16 protein-coding genes are annotated in these 18,882 nt (G+C 59.0%); 13 read left to right on the top strand and 3 right to left on the bottom strand.

What is annotated here, in order from left to right; genetic code table 11:
- Nucleotides 1-61 precede the first annotated feature (61 nt).
- The 7 genes from VMT30_00185 to VMT30_00155 all read left to right on the top strand — a co-directional run bounded on the left by VMT30_00185 (nucleotide 62) and on the right by VMT30_00155 (nucleotide 10,507).
- The gene (locus VMT30_00185) at nucleotides 62-838 is read left to right on the top strand and encodes a hypothetical protein (protein ID HVQ43374.1); all 777 of its coding nucleotides are present in this window, start codon (nucleotides 62-64) and stop codon (nucleotides 836-838) included.
- 102 nt (nucleotides 839-940) lie between these two features.
- Entirely contained in the window at nucleotides 941-2,086 is a 1,146-nt protein-coding gene (locus VMT30_00180; protein HVQ43373.1) for a hypothetical protein, read from the top strand.
- A 31-nt stretch (nucleotides 2,087-2,117) separates the two neighbouring features.
- Nucleotides 2,118-3,209, top strand: coding sequence for a hypothetical protein (locus VMT30_00175; protein ID HVQ43372.1), 1,092 nt, complete (start codon nucleotides 2,118-2,120; stop codon nucleotides 3,207-3,209).
- Nucleotides 3,210-3,211: 2 nt separating this feature from the next.
- Nucleotides 3,212-4,228, top strand: coding sequence for a hypothetical protein (locus tag VMT30_00170; GenBank protein ID HVQ43371.1), 1,017 nt, complete (start codon nucleotides 3,212-3,214; stop codon nucleotides 4,226-4,228).
- Nucleotides 4,229-4,291: 63 nt separating this feature from the next.
- A complete protein-coding gene (locus VMT30_00165) occupies nucleotides 4,292-5,266 on the top strand; it encodes a hypothetical protein (GenBank protein ID HVQ43370.1) in 975 nt (324 codons plus the stop codon).
- Nucleotides 5,266-6,198, top strand: a complete 933-nt coding sequence (locus tag VMT30_00160; protein HVQ43369.1) for a PKD domain-containing protein — start codon at nucleotides 5,266-5,268, stop codon at nucleotides 6,196-6,198. Before VMT30_00165 ends, VMT30_00160 begins: the two co-directional genes overlap by 1 nt.
- Before the next feature lie 256 nt (nucleotides 6,199-6,454).
- On the top strand, nucleotides 6,455-10,507 hold the full coding sequence (locus tag VMT30_00155) for a hypothetical protein (protein ID HVQ43368.1): 4,053 nt from the start codon (nucleotides 6,455-6,457) through the stop codon (nucleotides 10,505-10,507).
- Nucleotides 10,508-10,517: 10 nt separating this feature from the next.
- Here the strand turns inward: VMT30_00155 and VMT30_00150 are convergent, their stop codons facing one another.
- Entirely contained in the window at nucleotides 10,518-11,024 is a 507-nt protein-coding gene (locus VMT30_00150; GenBank protein HVQ43367.1) for a hypothetical protein, read from the bottom strand.
- A gap of 99 nt (nucleotides 11,025-11,123) precedes the next feature.
- Here VMT30_00150 and VMT30_00145 point away from each other — a divergent pair, with 99 nt between their 5' ends.
- From VMT30_00145 to VMT30_00135, 3 genes are all read left to right on the top strand, one after another.
- Nucleotides 11,124-11,423 carry a hypothetical protein gene (locus VMT30_00145; protein ID HVQ43366.1) on the top strand — a complete coding sequence of 100 codons (300 nt, stop codon included), beginning with the start codon at nucleotides 11,124-11,126 and terminating at the stop codon, nucleotides 11,421-11,423.
- A gap of 76 nt (nucleotides 11,424-11,499) precedes the next feature.
- The gene (locus VMT30_00140; protein ID HVQ43365.1) at nucleotides 11,500-12,267 is read left to right on the top strand and encodes a ParA family protein; all 768 of its coding nucleotides are present in this window, start codon (nucleotides 11,500-11,502) and stop codon (nucleotides 12,265-12,267) included.
- Nucleotides 12,268-12,287: 20 nt separating this feature from the next.
- Nucleotides 12,288-13,223, top strand: coding sequence for a ParB/RepB/Spo0J family partition protein (locus VMT30_00135; protein ID HVQ43364.1), 936 nt, complete (start codon nucleotides 12,288-12,290; stop codon nucleotides 13,221-13,223).
- A gap of 298 nt (nucleotides 13,224-13,521) precedes the next feature.
- Here the strand turns inward: VMT30_00135 and lepB are convergent, their stop codons facing one another.
- Nucleotides 13,522-14,331 (bottom strand): signal peptidase I, encoded by an 810-nt coding sequence (lepB, locus tag VMT30_00130; protein HVQ43363.1) that lies wholly within the window; start codon nucleotides 14,329-14,331, stop codon nucleotides 13,522-13,524.
- Between the two features lie 109 nt (nucleotides 14,332-14,440).
- Here lepB and VMT30_00125 point away from each other — a divergent pair, with 109 nt between their 5' ends.
- The 3 genes from VMT30_00125 to VMT30_00115 all read left to right on the top strand — a co-directional run bounded on the left by VMT30_00125 (nucleotide 14,441) and on the right by VMT30_00115 (nucleotide 18,055).
- Nucleotides 14,441-16,036, top strand: coding sequence for an LCP family protein (locus VMT30_00125; protein HVQ43362.1), 1,596 nt, complete (start codon nucleotides 14,441-14,443; stop codon nucleotides 16,034-16,036).
- Nucleotides 16,005-16,793 carry a hypothetical protein gene (locus tag VMT30_00120; protein HVQ43361.1) on the top strand — a complete coding sequence of 263 codons (789 nt, stop codon included), beginning with the start codon at nucleotides 16,005-16,007 and terminating at the stop codon, nucleotides 16,791-16,793. Before VMT30_00125 ends, VMT30_00120 begins: the two co-directional genes overlap by 32 nt.
- A gap of 83 nt (nucleotides 16,794-16,876) precedes the next feature.
- Nucleotides 16,877-18,055: a trypsin-like peptidase domain-containing protein gene (locus tag VMT30_00115; protein ID HVQ43360.1), complete on the top strand. Its 1,179-nt coding sequence runs from the start codon at nucleotides 16,877-16,879 to the stop codon at nucleotides 18,053-18,055.
- Nucleotides 18,056-18,132: 77 nt separating this feature from the next.
- On the opposite strand, the gene VMT30_00110 is transcribed toward VMT30_00115, so the two are convergent.
- Entirely contained in the window at nucleotides 18,133-18,654 is a 522-nt protein-coding gene (locus tag VMT30_00110; GenBank protein HVQ43359.1) for a hypothetical protein, read from the bottom strand.
- Nucleotides 18,655-18,882: the final 228 nt, after the last annotated feature.

Genomic DNA, 18,882 nt, shown 5'->3' with positions numbered 1-18,882 from the left:
ATATTCCATCGGAGCTTGAGCGGATTGCGCGTGGTGGGCAAATGGTTCAAGATGGATTTTAATGAGACGTTGGAGTCGACAGTTGGTGGTGGCGTGTGTCGTGGCGGTGGCCGCGAGTGGGGCGGCGCATGCCGAGCTGCAGCAATCGGCGAGCTATAGCCTTAACGAGAGTGAAGTGGGAGCCGGCGGGGATTTCACGGGGGCTTCGTCGCATTATAGCTACGCGCCGGGGGTGGACGATGGGGGTAGTAGTTTGGGTGAAACCGCGGTGGGCACTTCGAGCTCGACGAATTATTCGTCGGGAGCGGGGTTTAATACGACGGCTCAGCCGGGGCTGACGTTTATTGTGAATACGGCTACGGTTAATTTGGGGGCCTTGTCGACGAGCGTGAAGGCGACGGGAGTAGCGACGTTTTCGGCCATCAACTACACGACGTATGGCTATGTGATAACCGCTATCGGGACGCCACCCAAAAACGGTAGTCACGCGCTGACCCCGCTGACTACCGATACGGCGTCGAGTGTGGGGACGGAGCAATTTGGGGTGAACACGGTGCTTAATACGTCGGCGGCGGTGGGCGCCAATCCGGCGCAAGTGCCGTCGGGATCATTTAGCTACGGCGTGGCGGGCGACGGGGTGACCGGAACCTATGGCACGACGCGGCCGTATACGATTTCGGATAAATGGCGCTTTAACAGCGGTGAAGTGGTGGCTTCGGCGCCGAAGTCGTCGGGTGAGACGGACTACACCATGACCTTTTTGGCCAACATGAGCACGACGACGCCAGGTGGAAAATATACGAGTACATTGGAGTTGGTGGCTACCGGGACCTATTAAAGTGCTTGCCGCACGCGAGTTCATTGACACTCGAAACAGTGCTTATGCTATGATGAATTGGATAGTGGCCGCAGCAAAATAAATGAAGGATTTATCAAGCACATGACCAAGCGGGAAATTTTATACGCTCATTACCGCGGGTTGATGCGTCGGGCGGTGACGTGGTTTGGGTTGGTGTCGTTGGTGCTGGGGGCGTCGAGTATCCCCACGGCGGCGAGTGCGGCTCAGATTACGGCTCGGTCGACTACGCTCACGAGTTCGGCGGCGGCGGCGAGTACGAGCTATGCGTTTACGTGGACGGGTCCGACCGCGACGACGGTGAAGGGAATTAAATTTCAGGTGTGTGACTCGCCGCTACAGCAAACCACCTGTGCGGCGCCGAGCAGTGCGAGCATAGCGACTGCGACGTTCCAGACTACGGCGCCGACCTCGGCAGCACTCAGTAGCTTTGCGATTTCGGGAACGCAGAATGCTACCCAGGTGATCATTTCGAACGCCACGGGTACCGCGGGTAATGCTACATTTACCGCGCAGTTTAACGCGGTGACCAATCCGAATACGGCCAACTTGAGTTACTACACGCGTATTACGACGTATTCCGACACGGGGGCTTCGGCTGAGCTCGACTTCGGCGCCATGGCGGTGTCGACGGCGCGCCAGATTAGTTTGGCGGCGAACGTGCAAGAAAGCCTGACGTTTTGTGTGGGCACGAGCGGCACGGGTTGCGGGGGCGGTGGTTTGACTGGAACCACGGTGAACTTGGGTGTGGGCAGCGACAACGTGTTGAGCTCCTCGACGCCTTCCGGCGGCATCTCGCTCATGGCGGTGGATACGAACGCGACTACGGGATACGTGATCACCTACATCACGACGAGTCCGGGCGGCACCGGCGGCACGGCTTGCGCGGGGAGTCTGAGCTCGAGCAACGACTGTATCACGGATTTTGGGGGCACGGCGGGAACGTTTGTGGCTGGGACGGGGAAGTTTGGCATTAACTTGCGCGATAACGCTACGCCCAACATTGGCGCCGACATTAGTGGGTCGGGTTCGGGAGCGGTGAGCGCGCCATACAATACGATCGACAACTTCGCGTTCCAGGCCGGTGCTACGCCGCGGACGGTGGCGAGCTCTACTGGGCCGACCGTTCCCAACCTTTACACTGTGGCCTATGCGGCGCAAGCAGGGAATACGACCAAGCCTGGTGCATATAGTGCGACGTTTACTTGGGTCGCGACCGGTACGTTCTAATTGATTTCTCGTCCGCGGGGGTGAGTAAGCTATGAAACAAACAAAAAAAATAATAGCGGCGATGGTTGTGGGGCTCGTGGTGTGTGCTGGGTTATCGCCTGTCGCGCAGGCGGCTGGCCAGCTGACGAGCCGCAATGCGGTGGTGTCGACCTCGGCCGGGGGCGCCACGGGGGTGGCGTACACGATTGGGTTTACGCTTTCGGGGAGCCAATCGTTGGGCTCGATCAAATTTGAGATTTGTGACTCGCCGGTGCTGACTACGGCCTGTGCGGGTACGGGTGACTCGAGCGGGGCCAGCCTGGGGGCGGCGACGCTTGGGAGTATGTCGCTCGGCTTGGGGTGGTCGGTGGGGTCGCAGACGGGCGCCTCGGCCTCGGGGACGAATCTGGTGCTGACGCATTCGGCGGCTACCTTGAACGGTGCGGCCTCGGTGGTGCTCAACAATGTGACGAATCCGAGCGCTAGCAACAAAGAGTATTTTCTGCGCATCTCAACCTATACTGATGCGGCGGCTGCAGCGCCGGCGTATCCGGGGACGGACTTTGGGGCGGTGGCGATGGATACGGCCAACCAGATCGTGGCGAGCGGCGTGATGCCCGAGAGCCTCGTGTTTTGCGTGGGAACGAGCGGGACCGATTGCACCAATATCACGGGGTCGGCGGTGAACCTGGGGGTGTTTTCGCCCACAGCCACGAACACCGGCACGAGCCTCATGAGCGCGAGCACCAATGCGGGTTTTGGCTACGCCATCACGCTTCACGGCACCACGCTCACGAGCGGCTCGAACACCATTGCGGCCATGGGGACGCAGAGCGGGAATTCCGGCGGTTGCACGCCGAGTTGTAGTGCTGCTACAGGGGTGGCGCAATTTGGCACCAATGTGCGCGATAACGCGACTCCCAATGTGGGCACGGACGTGAGCGGCCTCGGTACGGCGACGGGATTTGGCGGCTACAACACGCCCGATAGCTTTCGGTTTTTCAATGGCGATACGGTAGCGAGTGTGGCGGGGGTGACGAAGAGCAATGTGTTTACCAACTCGTATGTCGTGAATGTGGGCGGCGATCAAGCGGCAGGTGTGTATACGGCGACGTTAACGTACATCTGTACTGCAACGTTTTGATCATGGGCAAACTGCGCACTGGACTCATAGTGGCGGGGGTGTGGGTGACTGGATTGATGCCACTGGCCACCGAGGCGGCTGGCTTGGCGCCCCGCAATGTGGTGGTGGGATCGAGCGGCCAGGGCGTGAGCACCAGCTACGCCGTGAACGCGACCACGGCGACGGCGGCTAGCATCGGCTCCGTGGGTTTTCAGATTTGTGGTGCGCCCACAGGGGCGTGCGTGACGCCGGCTGGCGTGGTGACTACGAGCGCGACGTTGGCGGCGCAGAGCCCGGGCGGGTTTAGTATGGTGAACGGCTCGAATGGAGCGCCGTATATTACGCGCACGGCGGCGCCGGTGGGTGCGGGAACGGCCATGAGTTTTACGCTTGGGTCTATCACCAACCCGAGCACAGCCAACTTGAGCTACTTTGTGCGCATTACGACCTACACGGGCACCGACGGTGCAACGGGGGCGGTCGATACGGGCACGGTGGCGCTGAGTACCGCCCAGCCGGTGCAGCTTACCGGGGTGACGCCGGAGATTCTGGTGTTTTGTGTCGGTACGTCGATTGCGGGCAACTGCACGACGGTAAGTGGCTCGACGATTGATTTTGGAGATTTTTCGCCCACGGTGACGCGGTCGGGCACGAGCGTGATGCAGGCGCAGACGAATGCGGCGAATGGCTACGCGATCACTGTTACGGGTACCACGTTGGCGTCGGGTGTAAATACGATACCAGCCTTGGCGACGCAGACGGGGAGTGTGATCGGGACGAGCCAGTTTGGCCTGAATTTGCGGGCCAATGGGACCCCGGCGCTGGGGGCAGATCCGAGCGGTGCGGGCAGTGGGACGTTTAGCGGTGCGTATGGCACGCCTGATTTGTATCGGTTCGCGAGTGGTGACGTGGTGGCCGCGGGGCTGGCGCCCACGAACGCGAATACGTTTACGTCATCGTATATCGTGAATATTGGTGGCGCGCAGGCGGCGGGAGTGTATACGGCGACTATGACATATATTTGTACTGCTTCGTTTTAATGGCTTGGCATTCGTAAACAGTCGAGTTGCGCCATATCTGGCTTATGCTATACACTGATCGTAATGCGTAAGTGGTATGTGAGTGGACTAATTAGTCTCCTGGGCGTTGTAATGGTGGCCCCCACGTTGGCTTGGGCCTCCACGCCCACGCCGCCCGTGGGTTCGCCCGGCCAGGGATTGGAAATTTCGCCGCCCGTGATCGAGCTCGAGGCGGATCCGGGCCAGACGGTCACGGCTGCTATTCGTGTGCGCAATGTGACGCGCGGTGAGTTGATCGCCAAGGGCAAGGCCGACGACTTTGGTGCCGGGGCCGACGAAGAGGGTAAGCCGAGGTTGCTGCTCGATGAAACGGGCGCCACGCGGTTTTCGCTTAAATATTGGGTGTCGGGGGTGCCGGATTTGAGGTTGGCGCCGCAAGAATTGAAGTCGACTACGGTGAGCATTGCGGTGCCGGCGAACGCGGAGCCGGGCGGACACTTTGGGGTGGTGCGGTTTACGGCGGTGCCGCCGGAGCTTGAGGGTACGGGCGTGGCCTTGTCGGCGAGCGTGGGGACGTTGATATTGCTCAAAGTGAGCGGGCAGATTAAAGATCAGTTGTCGTTGACGGAATTTGGTGTGACGCGGCAGGGTAAGCCGGGACCTTGGTTTGAGTATGGGCCGCTGGACTTTTTGGTGCGGGTCAAGAATGACGGCAGTGTGCACGAAAAACCGCAGGGGTCGGTGAAGATCACCAATATGTTTGGCCGGCAGGTAGCTAATCTGAAGGTTAACGACAAAGGTGGCAATGTGCTGCCCGATAGTATTCGGCGGTTTGAGCTGGCTTGGAGCGAAAAGCGGCTGTTTGGTCGGTATACGGCCAAATTGTCGTTGACGTACGCCGGGAACAAAAAGCTCGATAGCACGCTGACGTTTTGGGTGATTCCGTGGCGATTGATCGGGCTGGTGCTGGTGGGCCTGTTGGTATTGTTCTTCCTGCTGCGATTGGGCCTGCGCCGGTACAACCAGCACATCATTGAACAGGCGAATAACCGCCGGTAATGCTGGGCAACGAGCATTTTGGCAGGGTGAGGCCGCATCGGCACACTTCGTACGCGGGATTGTTGTTTGGGCTGCTGGTATCGGGGTTGTTGCTGGTGGGCGCGAGCCTGACGGTTTCGGCGGCGGCGCCGGCGGTGAATCCGCAATCGGGCTCGGTGGGGCTCATCGGCACGGTGCGCGGGCCGGCTCCGAGCGTGTCGGCGACGATTCTGAGCCCCAGCGATGGTTCGCATACCTCGAGCATTCCGGTGACGGTGTCGGGAGCGTGTCCGGCGGGGACGTTTGTGACGATCGAGAAAAACGAGGTATTTGCGGGCGCGACCGTGTGTCGTGACGACGGCACCTTTTCGCTGCTGGTGGACTTGTTTGCTGGGGCCAATCGCTTGGTAGCGCGGGTATCCGATGCGCTCGGCCAATTTGGGCCGGATTCGCCGGCGGTAACGGTGTTTTATGATGCGCCCTCGCTGGACCGGACGGCGGGCACGGTGGGCAAACAGCTGTTTCTGGAGACCAGCCAAACAGTGCTGGGGGGCAATCCGGGGGAACAGATTGCGCGTACGATTACGATTGTGGGTGGCGTGGGTCCGTACGCGGTGAGCTGGGATTTTGGCGATTACGCCACGAGTTTGTCGAGCCAGACGGGAGAGGGGGCGGTGACGGCTCGTCACACCTACGCGCAGCCTGGGACGTATCAGGTGATCGTGCGCGTGACGGACAGCTTGGGGAATACGGCTTATCTTCAGGTGGTGACGGTCGTGAACGGACCGGTGGAGGCTTACGGCGCGTCGCACGGACTGGGGGCCTTGCCGGGGGCATTGGTGACAGCCTGGCCGCTGTATGGTTTGGCGGTGGTGATGGTGATATTTTTTTGGCTGGGCGAACGTCGCGAACTGCGAAAATTGCGTCGTCGACATTTGCTTTTGGAGCGGTAATTTTCGGTTTTTCCACGGTTTTTCGAGGCTAATACTGCTTGCGTTTCCAGATAGGCCAGCGTACCATGAGAGCGTAAGTAGTTTGTGAGGAATGGGTCAGCTCCAGCACGGTTTTTGTCGGCGTCTCGTTCGCATCACTCTACGTATAGCCCTGACCCTCGCGGTTGCTGGGTTCGTTGTGGTTGGGGGGGATGGCGGTCAGTCGTCGGTTCAGGCGGCAGCCGGGATTAATAAGCAGATTAATTTTCAAGGCCGTTTGCTGACCAACACTGGGGCGGTGGTGGCCGACGGTAATTACAACCTGCGGTTTAAGATCTATCAAGACGGTCCGGGTAACGTAGCAGGTGATACCGGCGGAACCTTGAAGTGGACAGAGCTGTGGCAAAATTCGGTGGCCTCGGGGTCGTCGGCGGGGGTGGTGGTCAAAAACGGGTACTTCTCGGCGACGCTTGGCACTTACTGTGCGTTTAGCGGGGGGAGTTGCCAGGGTAACACGAATACGGCTATAGACTTCAACCAGGATACGCTGTGGCTGAGCATGGATGTGGGCGGGACGGCGGTGTCAAATACGCCCACGTACGACGGCGAATTGCTGCCGATGAAGCGACTCAGCTCGGCGGTGTATGCGTTGCAGGCCGATAATGCAGGGAAGTTGGGTGGGCTGACGAGCGGGCAATTTGTGCAGCTGGCCCAGGGGGTGCAAACCGACAGCTCGACATCGAACCCTTCGATCGGCATCAACAAGACGGGTGGTACCGCGGATATCATCAACCTGCAGCGCGGCGCGGCGGTGGTGCTGCAGATTAACAATGCGGGGCAGACGGTGTTTCGGCCCAGCACCGATTCTGTGGCGGCTCTCGTGGTGCAAAAGGCGGGAACGACGACCAATATTTTGACCGTGGATACGTCGAATAACCGGGTGGGGGTGAATCTGGGTACGGCTAATCCGCAGGCGACGTTTGAAGTGAACGGCGGAGCGATTTTCTCGGCGGCGGGTTCGAATCTGACATCGTACGCGGCGGTGACGGGCGGCATCCCGAGTACGCTGGCGGTTTCAAAGTACGCCGTGGCGGCGGGAGCGGCGGTGATTGCGACCGGGCTCACCGGTGCGGCAGCGGATCACGGCACAGGGTTGTCGGTGTTTGACGCGCGGACGAATAGTAACTTGTGGCCGGCGATTGCGCTGTGGAGCCAGAGCGAGAATCGATTGGCGGGTTTTTCGTGGGAAGGCGGGAGCTCGACGGCGTATTTTAAGACGAGCGGCGGGGATCTGGCGCTGAAGTCCGACGCTACTACCTTGCTGACGGCCAGCGCTTCGGATTTGAGCGTGAATATTCAGGCTTCGGGGGCATACAAAATTGGCGGGACGACGGTATGTAGCGGTACGGTGTGTACGCCGGCGGCGGGTTCGGGCAATTATATTCAGAATAGTACGGGCTTTCAGAACGGCAACTTTGCCCTGGTCAACAATGGTTCCACGAGTGCTGATACGGCCGTGATAAAACAATCGACGAGTCAAACGGGGTACTTGTTGCGGGTTCAAAATAGTGGCGCCACCGTGGATTATCTGACGGTATCGGCGGCGACCGGGACGGTGGGCGTGACCGGGGCGGCTGGCGGGTCGCAAACGGCCTTGAACGTGGCAACGAATGTGGCCTCGAACACGGGCGTGGTGATTCAGGGCGCCAGCAGCCAGACGGCGGACTTTTTGCAGGTACAGGATAGCACGGGGGCGACCATTGGCCGAGTGAACGCGGGGGGAGATCTGGAGATGTTGGGTATTATCAATAGTTCCTTTGGCGGTATTGGAAAAAGTGGGAATGGTCTGCTCTATTCGGAGCAATTTGACAATGCGGTTTGGACGAAGACAAACGTGACTACTCCGGTGGCTGATACTGATGCGGCGCCGAATACCTCTACCACTGCTGAGAGTTTGGCCGATAGTAGCCCTGGTGGCTTGGTGAGTCAGCCCTCGACTTTGGTTGCGTCGGGTTCGACTTTTATCTTTAGTGTGTGGCTCAAAACGACCACTGGCACGCAGGCGGTGGATTTGCGTATTGATGGTTCGACTTTGGGGACGGGAACCAAAACTACGGTGACTGCTACTACGACCTGGCAACGGTTTAGTGTGACGCAGAATGGCACGGGGTTTACGGGTAACATGGTGGCGGTTATTTTCCCCGGCGGTACCGCTGGATCGGGAACGGTGAGGGCATGGGGGGCTCAATTGTGGACGGGTTCGACTGTCCGGGTTTATAGCCGAACGATTGGTAATGCCTGGGCTTCGGGTAGGGGGGTGGTGACTAGCAGTGGGCTCTTTGTTTCAGATGCAGCTAGCAACGCAGTATTGGTGGTGCAGGGTGCGGTGAGTCAAAGCGGTGATTTGTTTCAGGCGCAGAACAGCGCGGGTACGACATTGGCAAAGGTGAGTGCAGCCGGGGCACTGACGGCGGTGGGGGTGAATGCGGGGACGGGGCTCATTCAGGGTACGGGGGGTTTGACGGTGACGGGGGCGGTGAGTTTGACCGGTACGGCCACCGGGGGGATTCCGACGGTCTCGATCGATATGACCAATAGTGACACTACGGGATTTGGGGTGGGGGCGCGATCTACTCTGACGACATCGCCGGGCTCGGCCAACTCAGCGACGACTTTGGGCAATGGCTTTATTGCCCAGCCCGCCAGCGGGGGCTCGATTACTTATAGCGGGGATTACATGGCGGCTTATAGTCAGGTGAGCTGGCAGGGGAGTAACGTGTCGACTGGTCGGCTCATTGGATTTGCGGGAAAAACTATTGTGAATAGTGGTACCGGGGCGGTGACGAACGCGATTGGGATTTTGGCTGAGAATACGCTCAGCTCGGCGGTGACCAATAGCTATGTGCTGAAGGTGGCGGATAACGCCGGCTCGGTGGCGCCGACCAACGCGTATGGGGTGTATGTGGATAACCTTACGTCGGGTACCAACCGATATCCTTTGTATCTGGCGGGGAGCTCCAAGATTTTGTTTGATGTTAATTCGTCGGGGCAGATCGGGGTGAATTTGCCGACGGCCAGTGTGGCGAGCGCCGATCTGACCTTTGGCGAGGGCTCGACGCGCGCCGTGAACGTGCTTACGCGCACCACCAACGCGGCCGGTAATGCTCTCACGGTGACGGCGGGGGCCGGCGGCAGCGGGGCTACGGGCGTTGCCGGCGGGTCGCTGACGCTGGCGGCTGGGGCGGCGGCCGGCACCACCGGCAACGCCAACGGTGGCGACGTGCTAGCCTACGGTGGGGCTAAGGTCAATAGCGGTACCGATGGCAACATACTCCTGGCCTACAATGGTTCGATTGCTGTGGGCAAAGTGGGTATTGGTACCGGTAGTCCGTCGCGCATGCTGGAGGTGGATGGGACAGCGCTCGTAAAGGTGGCTGGTGACGCCTTTGAGGTGCAGGATGGTGGCGGATTGTCAGAACTGCTTGTGGATACTTCAAATGACCGAGTGTATGTGGGCAATCGGACGCCCGATACGGTGGGGGCGGTTCTGGTGCTCGATACCAAGACGGTTGCCGTCGATCCATCTGGTCTTGACGGAGCGATGTACTACAATTCCGGCTATCGGCGAATGCGTTGTTATTATGATTCTTCGTGGCGATTTTGTAATGATCCGGCGGGGTTATTATGGGGCTTTAATATTGAAGAAGAATTTGTGGACGGGGGGAGAAATTGGAATTCAGGCGCGAGTGGAACTAGTTCTTCATCGGCCGCCACTGGTCCTGATTTGGCGACGAGAATTGGTCAGTTTTCGATGATTACCGGCACCACAACGACGGGGAAGGCGAGCGTATGGTACGGTAGCGCCGGGCCCGAGCAAACGATTGTGGGTGGAGGCGAAGAAATGGAATTTGCGGTTAATATTCCGACCGTGCCAGATGCCACCAATGATTATGACGTTTATATGGGTCTGTGTGATAGTCAGACTGGAGCTTGCACCGACGGTATGTATTTTAAAATTGATCGGGCAGTAAGTACGACGAAATGGGTCTATGCGGTGGCCAAGGGTGGTTCGGTCACGGAAACAGCCTCGACCACAAGCTTTTCAGCCGGCTGGCACCATTTCAAGGTGTGGGTGCATGCCACGAATAACATCGAATACTTTGTGGACGATGTTTCGATTGGCAGTATCGCGAGTGCGACGAACGTACCTACCGGTACGACGAATGGTACAGAGCCGTCTTTTTCGATTATTAAACAAGCCGGAACGGTGGGTCGGGCGCTCGTTTTAGATTATTTCCAATACCGCAATACCTTTACGGCTGCGCGGTAGGTCTCCGGGCTTACTGTTTTCGGAGGTGAGCGGCGATAAACTTGAGGGCGGCTTCGGCGCCAGTGGCTTTGGTGGTGACGAGCAGCCAGGTGTTGTCGGCTTGGGTGCTGAGAAGGGTGGTGTGGGTTTCGTCTTGGCCGATGACGGACGGGTAGCGGGCGGCGGGAACGCTCGTGGCGTGGGTGAGGTGATGCTCAAAGGCGGTGATGTCGAAGTCTTTGGACTTGGGTTGTTCGCTAAAGTTTAGGATGTGACCATTGGAGTTGGCGGCCGAAAATACGAGGACGCCCTCGGCGGTGTCGTAGGAGGCGGGATCGATCTCGTAGTCGTCCGGGAGGATTGTGGGGAGGTAGAGCGAGAATAGGGCTTTTTCGGCAATGGTGGTGGGGATTGAGAGGGGTTGGTGAGTGATGTGCCAGATCCAGACACCGCTGGCTGCGCCGGCGACGGTGAGGCCGAGACTGACGGCGAGGATGAGGCGACGGGGTTTTGGGGAGCGTGGGGATTCGTTGTTCATGATTCTACTATACCAAGAGGTGCTTATGGTTGTCATACGGTTTTTGTTCGGTATAATCTGCTGGTGGGTGCGATATACTGGAAGGGATAAGGGGTTGGTATGGCGACGGTTGATTTTACACTGGAAGATGTGCGGCAGATTGTGGCGCAGGAAGTGCGCAAAGAGGTGCGCAAGGAAGTACGTAAAGAAGTCCGCAAGGAAGTACGCTCTGAGATACACAAAGAGCGTGAGTATACGCGTGCGATGATTCGTGAGGGTGTTGATGAAATGAAGGAAGCTATGCACGCGGAATTTATGGGTTTTGTGGAGTATAATTTCGACCCGGCGATTTCGTCGCTGCAGGACGAAATTACCGCCGTAAGGCACGATCTGAAGAGTTTGCGAGTGGTGGCTGGTTAGCGGCGCCGGGGGCTGTATCCAAGCGTAAGGGCGGTTTGGTATAATGCCTCATGAATATGAGGGTTGGAAGCGGCTGATGGCCAAGATAATCGCGATCGCGAACCAGAAGGGTGGGGTGGGTAAGACTACTACCACGATCAATCTGGGTGCGTATTTGGCTTCGAACAAGAAGCGGGTGCTGGTGGTAGATTTGGATCCGCAGGGTAATACCTCGAGCGGCTTGGGGATCGTGCGCGATCAGTTGAGTGGGGATTTGTACGATGTGCTGCTAGAGGGCACGCCGGCGGCGGCTGTGGCGCGCGAGACGGCGGTGGACGGGCTGTATGTGCTGCCGGCCAGTCCGGTGCTGGCGGCGGCGGAGGTGGAGCTGGTGGCGGTGCCGCAGCGTGAGTTTAAGCTACGGCAGGCGCTGGAGCAGCTCGATTATGATTATGTGCTGATTGATTGTCCGCCGAGCCTGGGCATTTTGACCGTGAATGGGCTGGTGGCGGCGCATGAGCTGATCATTCCGGTGCAGGCGGAGTTTTATGCGATGGAGGGGTTGGGGCAATTGGTGCAGACCGTGCAGCGGGTGCGCAAGGGACTCAACCCGAAATTGAGGCTGATGGGAGTGTTGGTGACGATGCACAACGGGCGAACGAGTCTGAGTGCGCAAGTTCACGAGGAGGTGAAGCGGCATTTTCCCGATACCGTATTTGACACCGTGATTCCGCGGAACGTGCGTTTGGCGGAGGCGCCGAGCTTTGGTAAAACGATTATGCATTATGATGGATGGAGCAAGGGGGCGCGAAGTTACAAGGCGCTGGCCAAAGAAGTAGAAAAACGAGCAGGAGTGAAGCGGTAAATGAGGATGGTTGTAGAGCAATGAGCGAACCGGCAAAAACTGAGCGTAAACGGGGTCTGGGTCGGGGGTTTGATGCGCTGATCCCTACCCAAATGGTGGAGGACGAGTTTGATGTGACCGCGCCGGTGGACGAGAGCGGCCATCGTAGCTCGGCTGATCTGGTGCGTGAACTTGATCCCATGCTGGTTGATCCAAACCCGCATCAGCCGCGGCAAAATTTTGATGAGGCGGCGCTGGAGGCACTGGCGGCGAGCATTCGCGTGCACGGGATTTTGCAGCCGCTGGTGGTGACGCGCGTGGGCTCGCGGTACGAGCTGATTGCCGGTGAACGGCGGCTGCGGGCGGCCAAGCGCGCGGGCTTGGATGCGGTGCCGGTGATTGTGCGCAGCTTTGATGAGCAGCAAAAGTTGGAGCTGGCGCTCATCGAAAACTTGCAGCGCGCGGAGCTCAATCCGATTGAGGTTGCGACGGCGTATCGCAAGCTGCTCGACCAATTTAATATGCGGCTCGAGGATTTGGGCAAGCGGATTGGCAAGGAAGTCTCGACTATCTCGAATACTACTCGGTTGCTCAATTTGCCTCCTGAGGGCAAGCGGGCGATCATCGAGGGGAGGATTAGCGAGGGGCATGCGCGGGCGATTTTGTCGCTGGCCGAGAAGGACCCCGAGAGCCAGCTGGCGAAGCGGTTGGAGCTACTCGACATGATCATCCGGCATCATTGGACGGTGCGGCAGGCCGAGGAATTTGCGCGGGGCTACAAGGGGCGCTATGGCAACAAACTCAAAGCGGCGGCGCGGATTGCGGCGGTCAACCAGCTCACAATGGAGCTTGGCGATTACCTGGGCGCCAAGGTGACGCAGGTGAGCACGGCCAAGGGCGGTAAGATTGTGATTGAATATTATTCGCAGGAAGAGCTCGATCGGATTTATCGGGCGATTAAGGCCGAGCGGGAGTAGCTCGCGCGGTACTGCTGCTGTTGCTGCGGATACCGCTCAAGCCGGTCAAAACGAACTCGTTCTCTTTGCTGAGGGTGGGGGTGTTTTGTTGTCTGGCGTTTTGACCGGTTTGAGCGGTATCCTTCGTTTTTTGCTCGCGTGTTCTACCCTGGGTGGTAGGGAGGTGACATGGGTGAGCGAGAGGGAGAGGCGCACATCGCCGCGAGCGCCAGACAAGCTGGTGCATCGAGAGAAGACGCGGGACGAGTTCGCTCGCAAGATGTGCGCCTCTCCCGGGAGCAGCTATCGAGCGAATCCGCTAGAGAATCTTGACCTGATCGAGCGGCAGTAGGCGCAGTACGGCGTTGCCAATGATGTAGCTTGAGGGTAGTTCGCCCCATTCGCGCGAGTCGTAGGAGCCGTTGGGGGTGCGGTTGTCGCCCATCACGAAGATGTTGCCGGGTTGGACGGTTTCGTCGGTGTCGATGAGGGTGGGGGTATCCTTGGCCTCGTAGGTGGCGTCGGGGTTGAAGCCGTCGGAATGGGCCGCGTTGTAGACGGTGACGGTGCCGTTTTTGACCACGACGCGATCGCCGGGCAGGCCGACGACGCGCTTCACGAAGACCCGAGAAGTGTCCTTGGGAAAGCGAAAAACTACCACTTCGCCGCGGGCGGGAATATATTTTTTGTCTTGGCCGAATATGCGTTCGACGAGGGCCTGGGTGTAGCCCACCTTGGACACGATGAGGTAGTCGGCGTCGTGGAGGGTGGGGACCATGCTGGTGCCGATGACGTGGTACGCCTGGAAGACGAAATTGTGGAGAATGAGCACTACGGCAATGGGGAAAATGATCCAGGAGAAGATGGCGCCAAATACCGTGGCGAAGCCGGAGGCGATATTGGATACGGCTTTGCCGGTGTTGGGGGGCGGTGGGCCGGTTGGTTCGCTGGGTTGGCCGTAGTTGGCGGTAGGCGTAGTGGATGTAGCTCGGAGATCGGCTGGCTGCGGGGTTGGGGGGGCGGTCTCGGGAGAGGGGCTCAGCGGTGAGTTTGGTAGGCTCGCTGGGTTCGGGGTTGGACCGTTGGTGTCGTTGGTCGGCGGGGTCGGGGTTGTGTTTTGGTTATCCATTAGGATTTAGTATACCTGCCGAAACGGCGATGGTTCAAGAGTGGGTGCCGATGTGCGGGATGTGTTCGTGCTTGTGTCGCCTTGTTGATACTGGTTATACTTGGTGGCGATGACAACGTTTAAATCCAACAGTCGGCGGTCGCTCGACGGACCGGTTCGCCGCCAAGTAGTGCCGCCCGCAAGCGGTAATCTCGGCTCTCACCCTGCGACCCCACCGGCGTCGGTTGAGCCGGCGGCTGAAGCATCCTTGGCTTCGGAGGAGGGTTTTGTGGCGGTTGATACCGGAGGCGCTAAGGGGTCTCAGGTGCCTGATCGGCCGGTGGCTGAGGAGCCTGTTTTTGTTTACCGCAAGCCGAAAAAAGTGCGCGGTGCGGCGATCAAAGCCCTACGATGGGTAGGCTTGGGAGTGTTGGCGCTGGTCTTGGTGACGGGTGGTTGGTTTGGCTTGCGCGCGTTCGCGGCGGCCCGCAATATCATTGCTCATTCCAATGGTGTGGCCCCGGCCTTGGCCGGAATGTTGGATGTTACCAAGCTCAAGGGTGAGGGTGACGGCCGCGTGAATATTTTGGTGCTGGGTATTGGCGGCCAGGGGCATGAGGCGCCGGATTTGTCGGATACGATCATGGTGATGAGCATTGATCCCAAGACCAAAGATGCGGCGATGCTTTCGATACCCCGCGACCTGTATGTGAAGATCCCGGCATCGGCCAAATCGCGGCAGCAGTATGGCAAAATTAATGCTGCCAACGTGTACGGCGGGCCGGAGTTGGCGGCGCAAACGGTGTCCAATGTGATCGGCGTGCCGATTCACTATTACGTGCTCATCGATTTCTCGGGCTTCCGCCAGGCCATTGATGCGGTGGGGGGTGTGGATATCACGGTACCGAAGGCGATTTATGACCCGGACTATCCATGCGACAACGAACGCGGCGGGTACTGTCCGTTTCGGATGGCGGCTGGCCCGCAGCACATGGACGGGACCGTGGCGTTGCGATATGCTCGGTCGCGCAAGAGCACGAGCGATTTTGACCGGGCGGCCCGGCAGCAGCAGGTGATTGCGGCGCTGCGGCAAAAGGCATTGCAGCTTTCGACCCTGACGAATCCGGTGAAATTAACGCAGCTGATTGATACGGTGGGGAGCCATCTCAAGACCGACATTCAGCCCAAAGAGATCACAAAATTGGCGTCGCTGGCCAAAGATATTGATCCGGCCAAAACGCCTCAGAAGGTGCTTGATACCGACTCCAAGGATGCCTTGCTCGTGGGCGGCACCAATATTATTAGCGGTGCGGGATACATTGAAGTGCCCAAGTTGGGCAATTTTAACTACAGCGATATTCAGGATGTGGTAAAGAATATTTTCGTCGACCACTACATCGTAGATGAGAATGCGCGGTTGGAAGTGCAGAATGGTTCGGGGATGGCGGGAGTGGCCGGGAGTGTGGTGCGGAGTTTGCAGTCGGCGCATTATAGCGTGGGCGCGCCGGTAAATGCCGACACCCTCTATACAAAGACGGTTTTGTATGACTATACTGGCGGGAAGAAACCGTATACGATAAATTACCTTGAGCAGCGGTTTAATGTGAAGGCGCAGCGAATGACGGCTCCGACGCCGGCGGTGGATGCGAATGGTCAGGCGGCGCCTGTCCCACAGATAAGGATTATCCTTGGCAGTGATTACAAAGCAACGGGTTCGTCTGGGTAGTTTGGCCTTGCCGTCTGGGTGGGGGTTGATGCTGGCCGCGTTTGAACTCCTGGCGGTTTATGGGCTGGGTCGGCAATCGGGTTGGTGGTGGCTGGCGGTTGTAGTAGTGGCGGCGGTGGAGCTGCGGAGTTTGCGTCCGGGGGTGGGGGTGTCGGATAAGGGTTGGGTCGCCATGGGCTGGGAGCGGGTGCCGGGGTTCATCATGGGCATTAGCATTACGCTGATTATGGTGCTGGCACCGCGGCTGGCGACGCAGGTGGTGGTGGCTATGCTGTACGCTATGTGGCTGGGGTGGCGGGCGCTGCAGCCGGCTGAACACCTGACACGCTACGTGAATTTGCTATTGGTGCAGGCGGTGATGTTTGAGGCGATCTTTCTCATGGCGGCGATTTGGCAGACACCGGGTTGGTTGATTTTGGGACTGATTTGGCTGGGTTCGTATTCGAGCGTGTACGCGACGCTCCGGCAGCGGGCCGATCGGTCGGCAGGCGTGATGGCGGCTACTTGGGGTGTGATTGCGACAGAGGTGGCGTGGGTGCTGTCGCTGTGGCTTATCACTTACACGATGCGGGGTGGCTACGTGCTGGTGCCGCAGCCGGCCTTGATTTTGACGGCTTTGGGATATGTGTTTGGGAGTATTTTGGCGTCGTCGCGAGAAGGCAATTTGAGCCGGGCTCGCTTGGCCGAGTATTTGGTGATTGCGTTGGTGCTCGTGGCGATTGTGGTGGCGGGGACGTCGTGGCGCGGCAATAGCTAGAGAATTTAAGGCAATTCTCAGGCGTGGCTCGCAGACTGGAATGAGGGGGTTATAATAATTACGATCGTACGAGGGCTATATCTATGACGGATTTTTCTGAGCAACGTGAGCATGAGCTGGTAGTGCCCCGGCCGCCGGTGCGGGCGCGGATGTTGGGCGCGGGGCCCAAGGTGTTGGCGGCGGCGATTGTGCTGGGCTTGGTGGGTGGTATGGCTGGGTCGTATATGTTTGTGCGCTACTTTGCGTCGGCGATTCCGGCCGATCGCAAGCAGTTGGTGGTGCAGGAAAGCTCGGCGGTCGTGGACGTGGCGCAGAAGGTGAGCCCGGCGGTGGTGTCGATCACGACCAAAGCGGTGACGCAGGATTTCTTTGGCCGGCCCACGCAAACCGAGGGCGCCGGTACCGGCATGATTGTGACGGCCGACGGTTTGATTTTGACCAACCGCCACGTGGTGGACGACGCGACGGCCAATTACACAGTGGTGACGAGTGACGGCAAGACCTATGCCGCCAAGGTGGTGTCGCGCGATAGCATCAATGACATTGCGTTCGTGCAGATTACGGCCAGCAACCTGCCGACGGTGGCACTGGGCGACAGCGGGGCGGTGAAGGTGGGTCAGCGCGTGGTGGCGATCGGGAACGCGCTGGGCCAGTTTCAAAATACGGTGACGGAAGGGATTATTTCGGGCTTGTCGCGGGGTGTGACGGCCGGCGATAGTAACGCGACCATCGGGGGTTCGACCGAGAACTTGCAGAATTTGCTGCAGACTGATGCGGCGATTAATCCGGGTAACTCCGGCGGTCCGCTCGTGAATCTGGACGGCCAGGTGGTGGGTATAAATACCGCGGTGGCGGGACAAGGGCAGAATTTGGGCTTTGCGATCCCGATAAACGAGGTGAAGCCCTTGGTGGCTAGCGTGAAGAGCGCCGGCCGGATTGTGCGGCCGTACCTGGGGGTGCGCTACGTGGCGGTGGATAAGCAAGTAGCCGCCGAAGGTAACCTGTCGGTGAGTAACGGCGCGTGGGTGAAGGCGGCGAATGATCAAAACCCCGGGGTGGTGCCGGGCTCGCCGGCAGCCAAGGCGGGGGTGAAGGAGGGGGATATTATTACGAAAGTGGGCGGCGATACGATTGATGCGACGCATAGTTTGCAGTCGCTGGTGGGCAAGCACAAGGTGGGCGATAAGGTTGGCGTGATGGTGTTGCGCGATGGCAAGACGCAGACGTTGAGTGTGACGCTGGAGGCGGCGCCGGTGCAATAGTGGGTGCTGGGGTCGGGGGTGGCCGGGGTCCCGAGAACCGAGACCCCGGCCTGCGCTTGTCCGTTTGAAGCCGCGGCTTATCCTGCGGCTTTTGGTTGCGAGAAGATTTCCACGGTGTTATCGTCCACGCGGTTGGTCTTGAGCACCGTTGTGTCCTTGGCGGCGTGGGCGCTGGCGAGGGCTTGCGCCGGGTCGGACTTAACGATCTTGAGCCGCACCCGATTGCCGGCGCCGTTGTCTGGGGTGTACCAGACGATGGCGGCTGCGAGCCAGACTGGGCCGTGATTCATGGAACACCAGGTGGTGTCGACGCGTTGGATATTGTGCCGGCCGGTGTTGACGAGGGCGGTGAGGTGTTGCAGAACATATGCCTCGGTGGGGCCGGGGTGGTCGTACCAGTGAAGGTCTGGCGGGTTGATCTCCTCGGGGATTGGCTGGGTTGGATCAGAAGTGACCGGGGTATAGAGGTAAATCCGGGTCATGGTCCCCAGTGTGGTGCTGGTGTTGCGGGGCGGGTTGGTGCTGTTTGCTCCGCAGCCTCCGAGAAGTAGGGCCACCGCGATCGCGGCAACAGTGAGGACGGGTTTCCTGCGTCTCAAGGGAACTCCTTCGCTTGGGGGACAAGTTGCTTACCAAGTAAGCCGTACTACTATGAACGAAGAAGGCATTTAAATCAATGGTTTTTGTCTGACCCACCCTCACTTCCCCAGCCCTCCCGTAATCATATCCGTCGGCGGACCGTAGGCCTCCCGCATCAGGGCCTCAAAGAATTGCTTGTAATGAGAGAGCTGTTTCTTGGGGTGTCTCGGGTATTTAATCTGTTCCCA

The organism is Candidatus Saccharimonadia bacterium (assembly GCA_035544015.1).
In the GTDB taxonomy this organism is placed as follows: domain Bacteria; phylum Patescibacteriota; class Saccharimonadia; order UBA4664; family UBA4664; genus UBA5169.
This window is presented reverse-complemented; position numbering and strand designations above follow the sequence as displayed.

Excerpts from the sequence above, each read along its gene's own strand:
- VMT30_00135 (HVQ43364.1), top strand. The coding sequence starts at position 12,288 with ATGAGCGAACCGGCAAAAACTGAGCGTAAACGGGGTCTGGGTCGGGGG.
- VMT30_00140 (HVQ43365.1), top strand. The coding sequence starts at position 11,500 with ATGGCCAAGATAATCGCGATCGCGAACCAGAAGGGTGGGGTGGGTAAG.
- VMT30_00175 (HVQ43372.1), top strand. The coding sequence starts at position 2,118 with ATGAAACAAACAAAAAAAATAATAGCGGCGATGGTTGTGGGGCTCGTG.
- VMT30_00160 (HVQ43369.1), top strand. The coding sequence starts at position 5,266 with ATGCTGGGCAACGAGCATTTTGGCAGGGTGAGGCCGCATCGGCACACT.
- VMT30_00115 (HVQ43360.1), top strand. The coding sequence starts at position 16,877 with ATGACGGATTTTTCTGAGCAACGTGAGCATGAGCTGGTAGTGCCCCGG.
- lepB (HVQ43363.1), bottom strand. The coding sequence starts at position 14,331 with ATGGATAACCAAAACACAACCCCGACCCCGCCGACCAACGACACCAAC.
- VMT30_00150 (HVQ43367.1), bottom strand. The coding sequence starts at position 11,024 with ATGAACAACGAATCCCCACGCTCCCCAAAACCCCGTCGCCTCATCCTC.
- VMT30_00180 (HVQ43373.1), top strand. The coding sequence starts at position 941 with ATGACCAAGCGGGAAATTTTATACGCTCATTACCGCGGGTTGATGCGT.
- VMT30_00125 (HVQ43362.1), top strand. The coding sequence starts at position 14,441 with ATGACAACGTTTAAATCCAACAGTCGGCGGTCGCTCGACGGACCGGTT.
- VMT30_00165 (HVQ43370.1), top strand. The coding sequence starts at position 4,292 with ATGCGTAAGTGGTATGTGAGTGGACTAATTAGTCTCCTGGGCGTTGTA.
- VMT30_00170 (HVQ43371.1), top strand. The coding sequence starts at position 3,212 with ATGGGCAAACTGCGCACTGGACTCATAGTGGCGGGGGTGTGGGTGACT.
- VMT30_00185 (HVQ43374.1), top strand. The coding sequence starts at position 62 with ATGAGACGTTGGAGTCGACAGTTGGTGGTGGCGTGTGTCGTGGCGGTG.
- VMT30_00145 (HVQ43366.1), top strand. The coding sequence starts at position 11,124 with ATGGCGACGGTTGATTTTACACTGGAAGATGTGCGGCAGATTGTGGCG.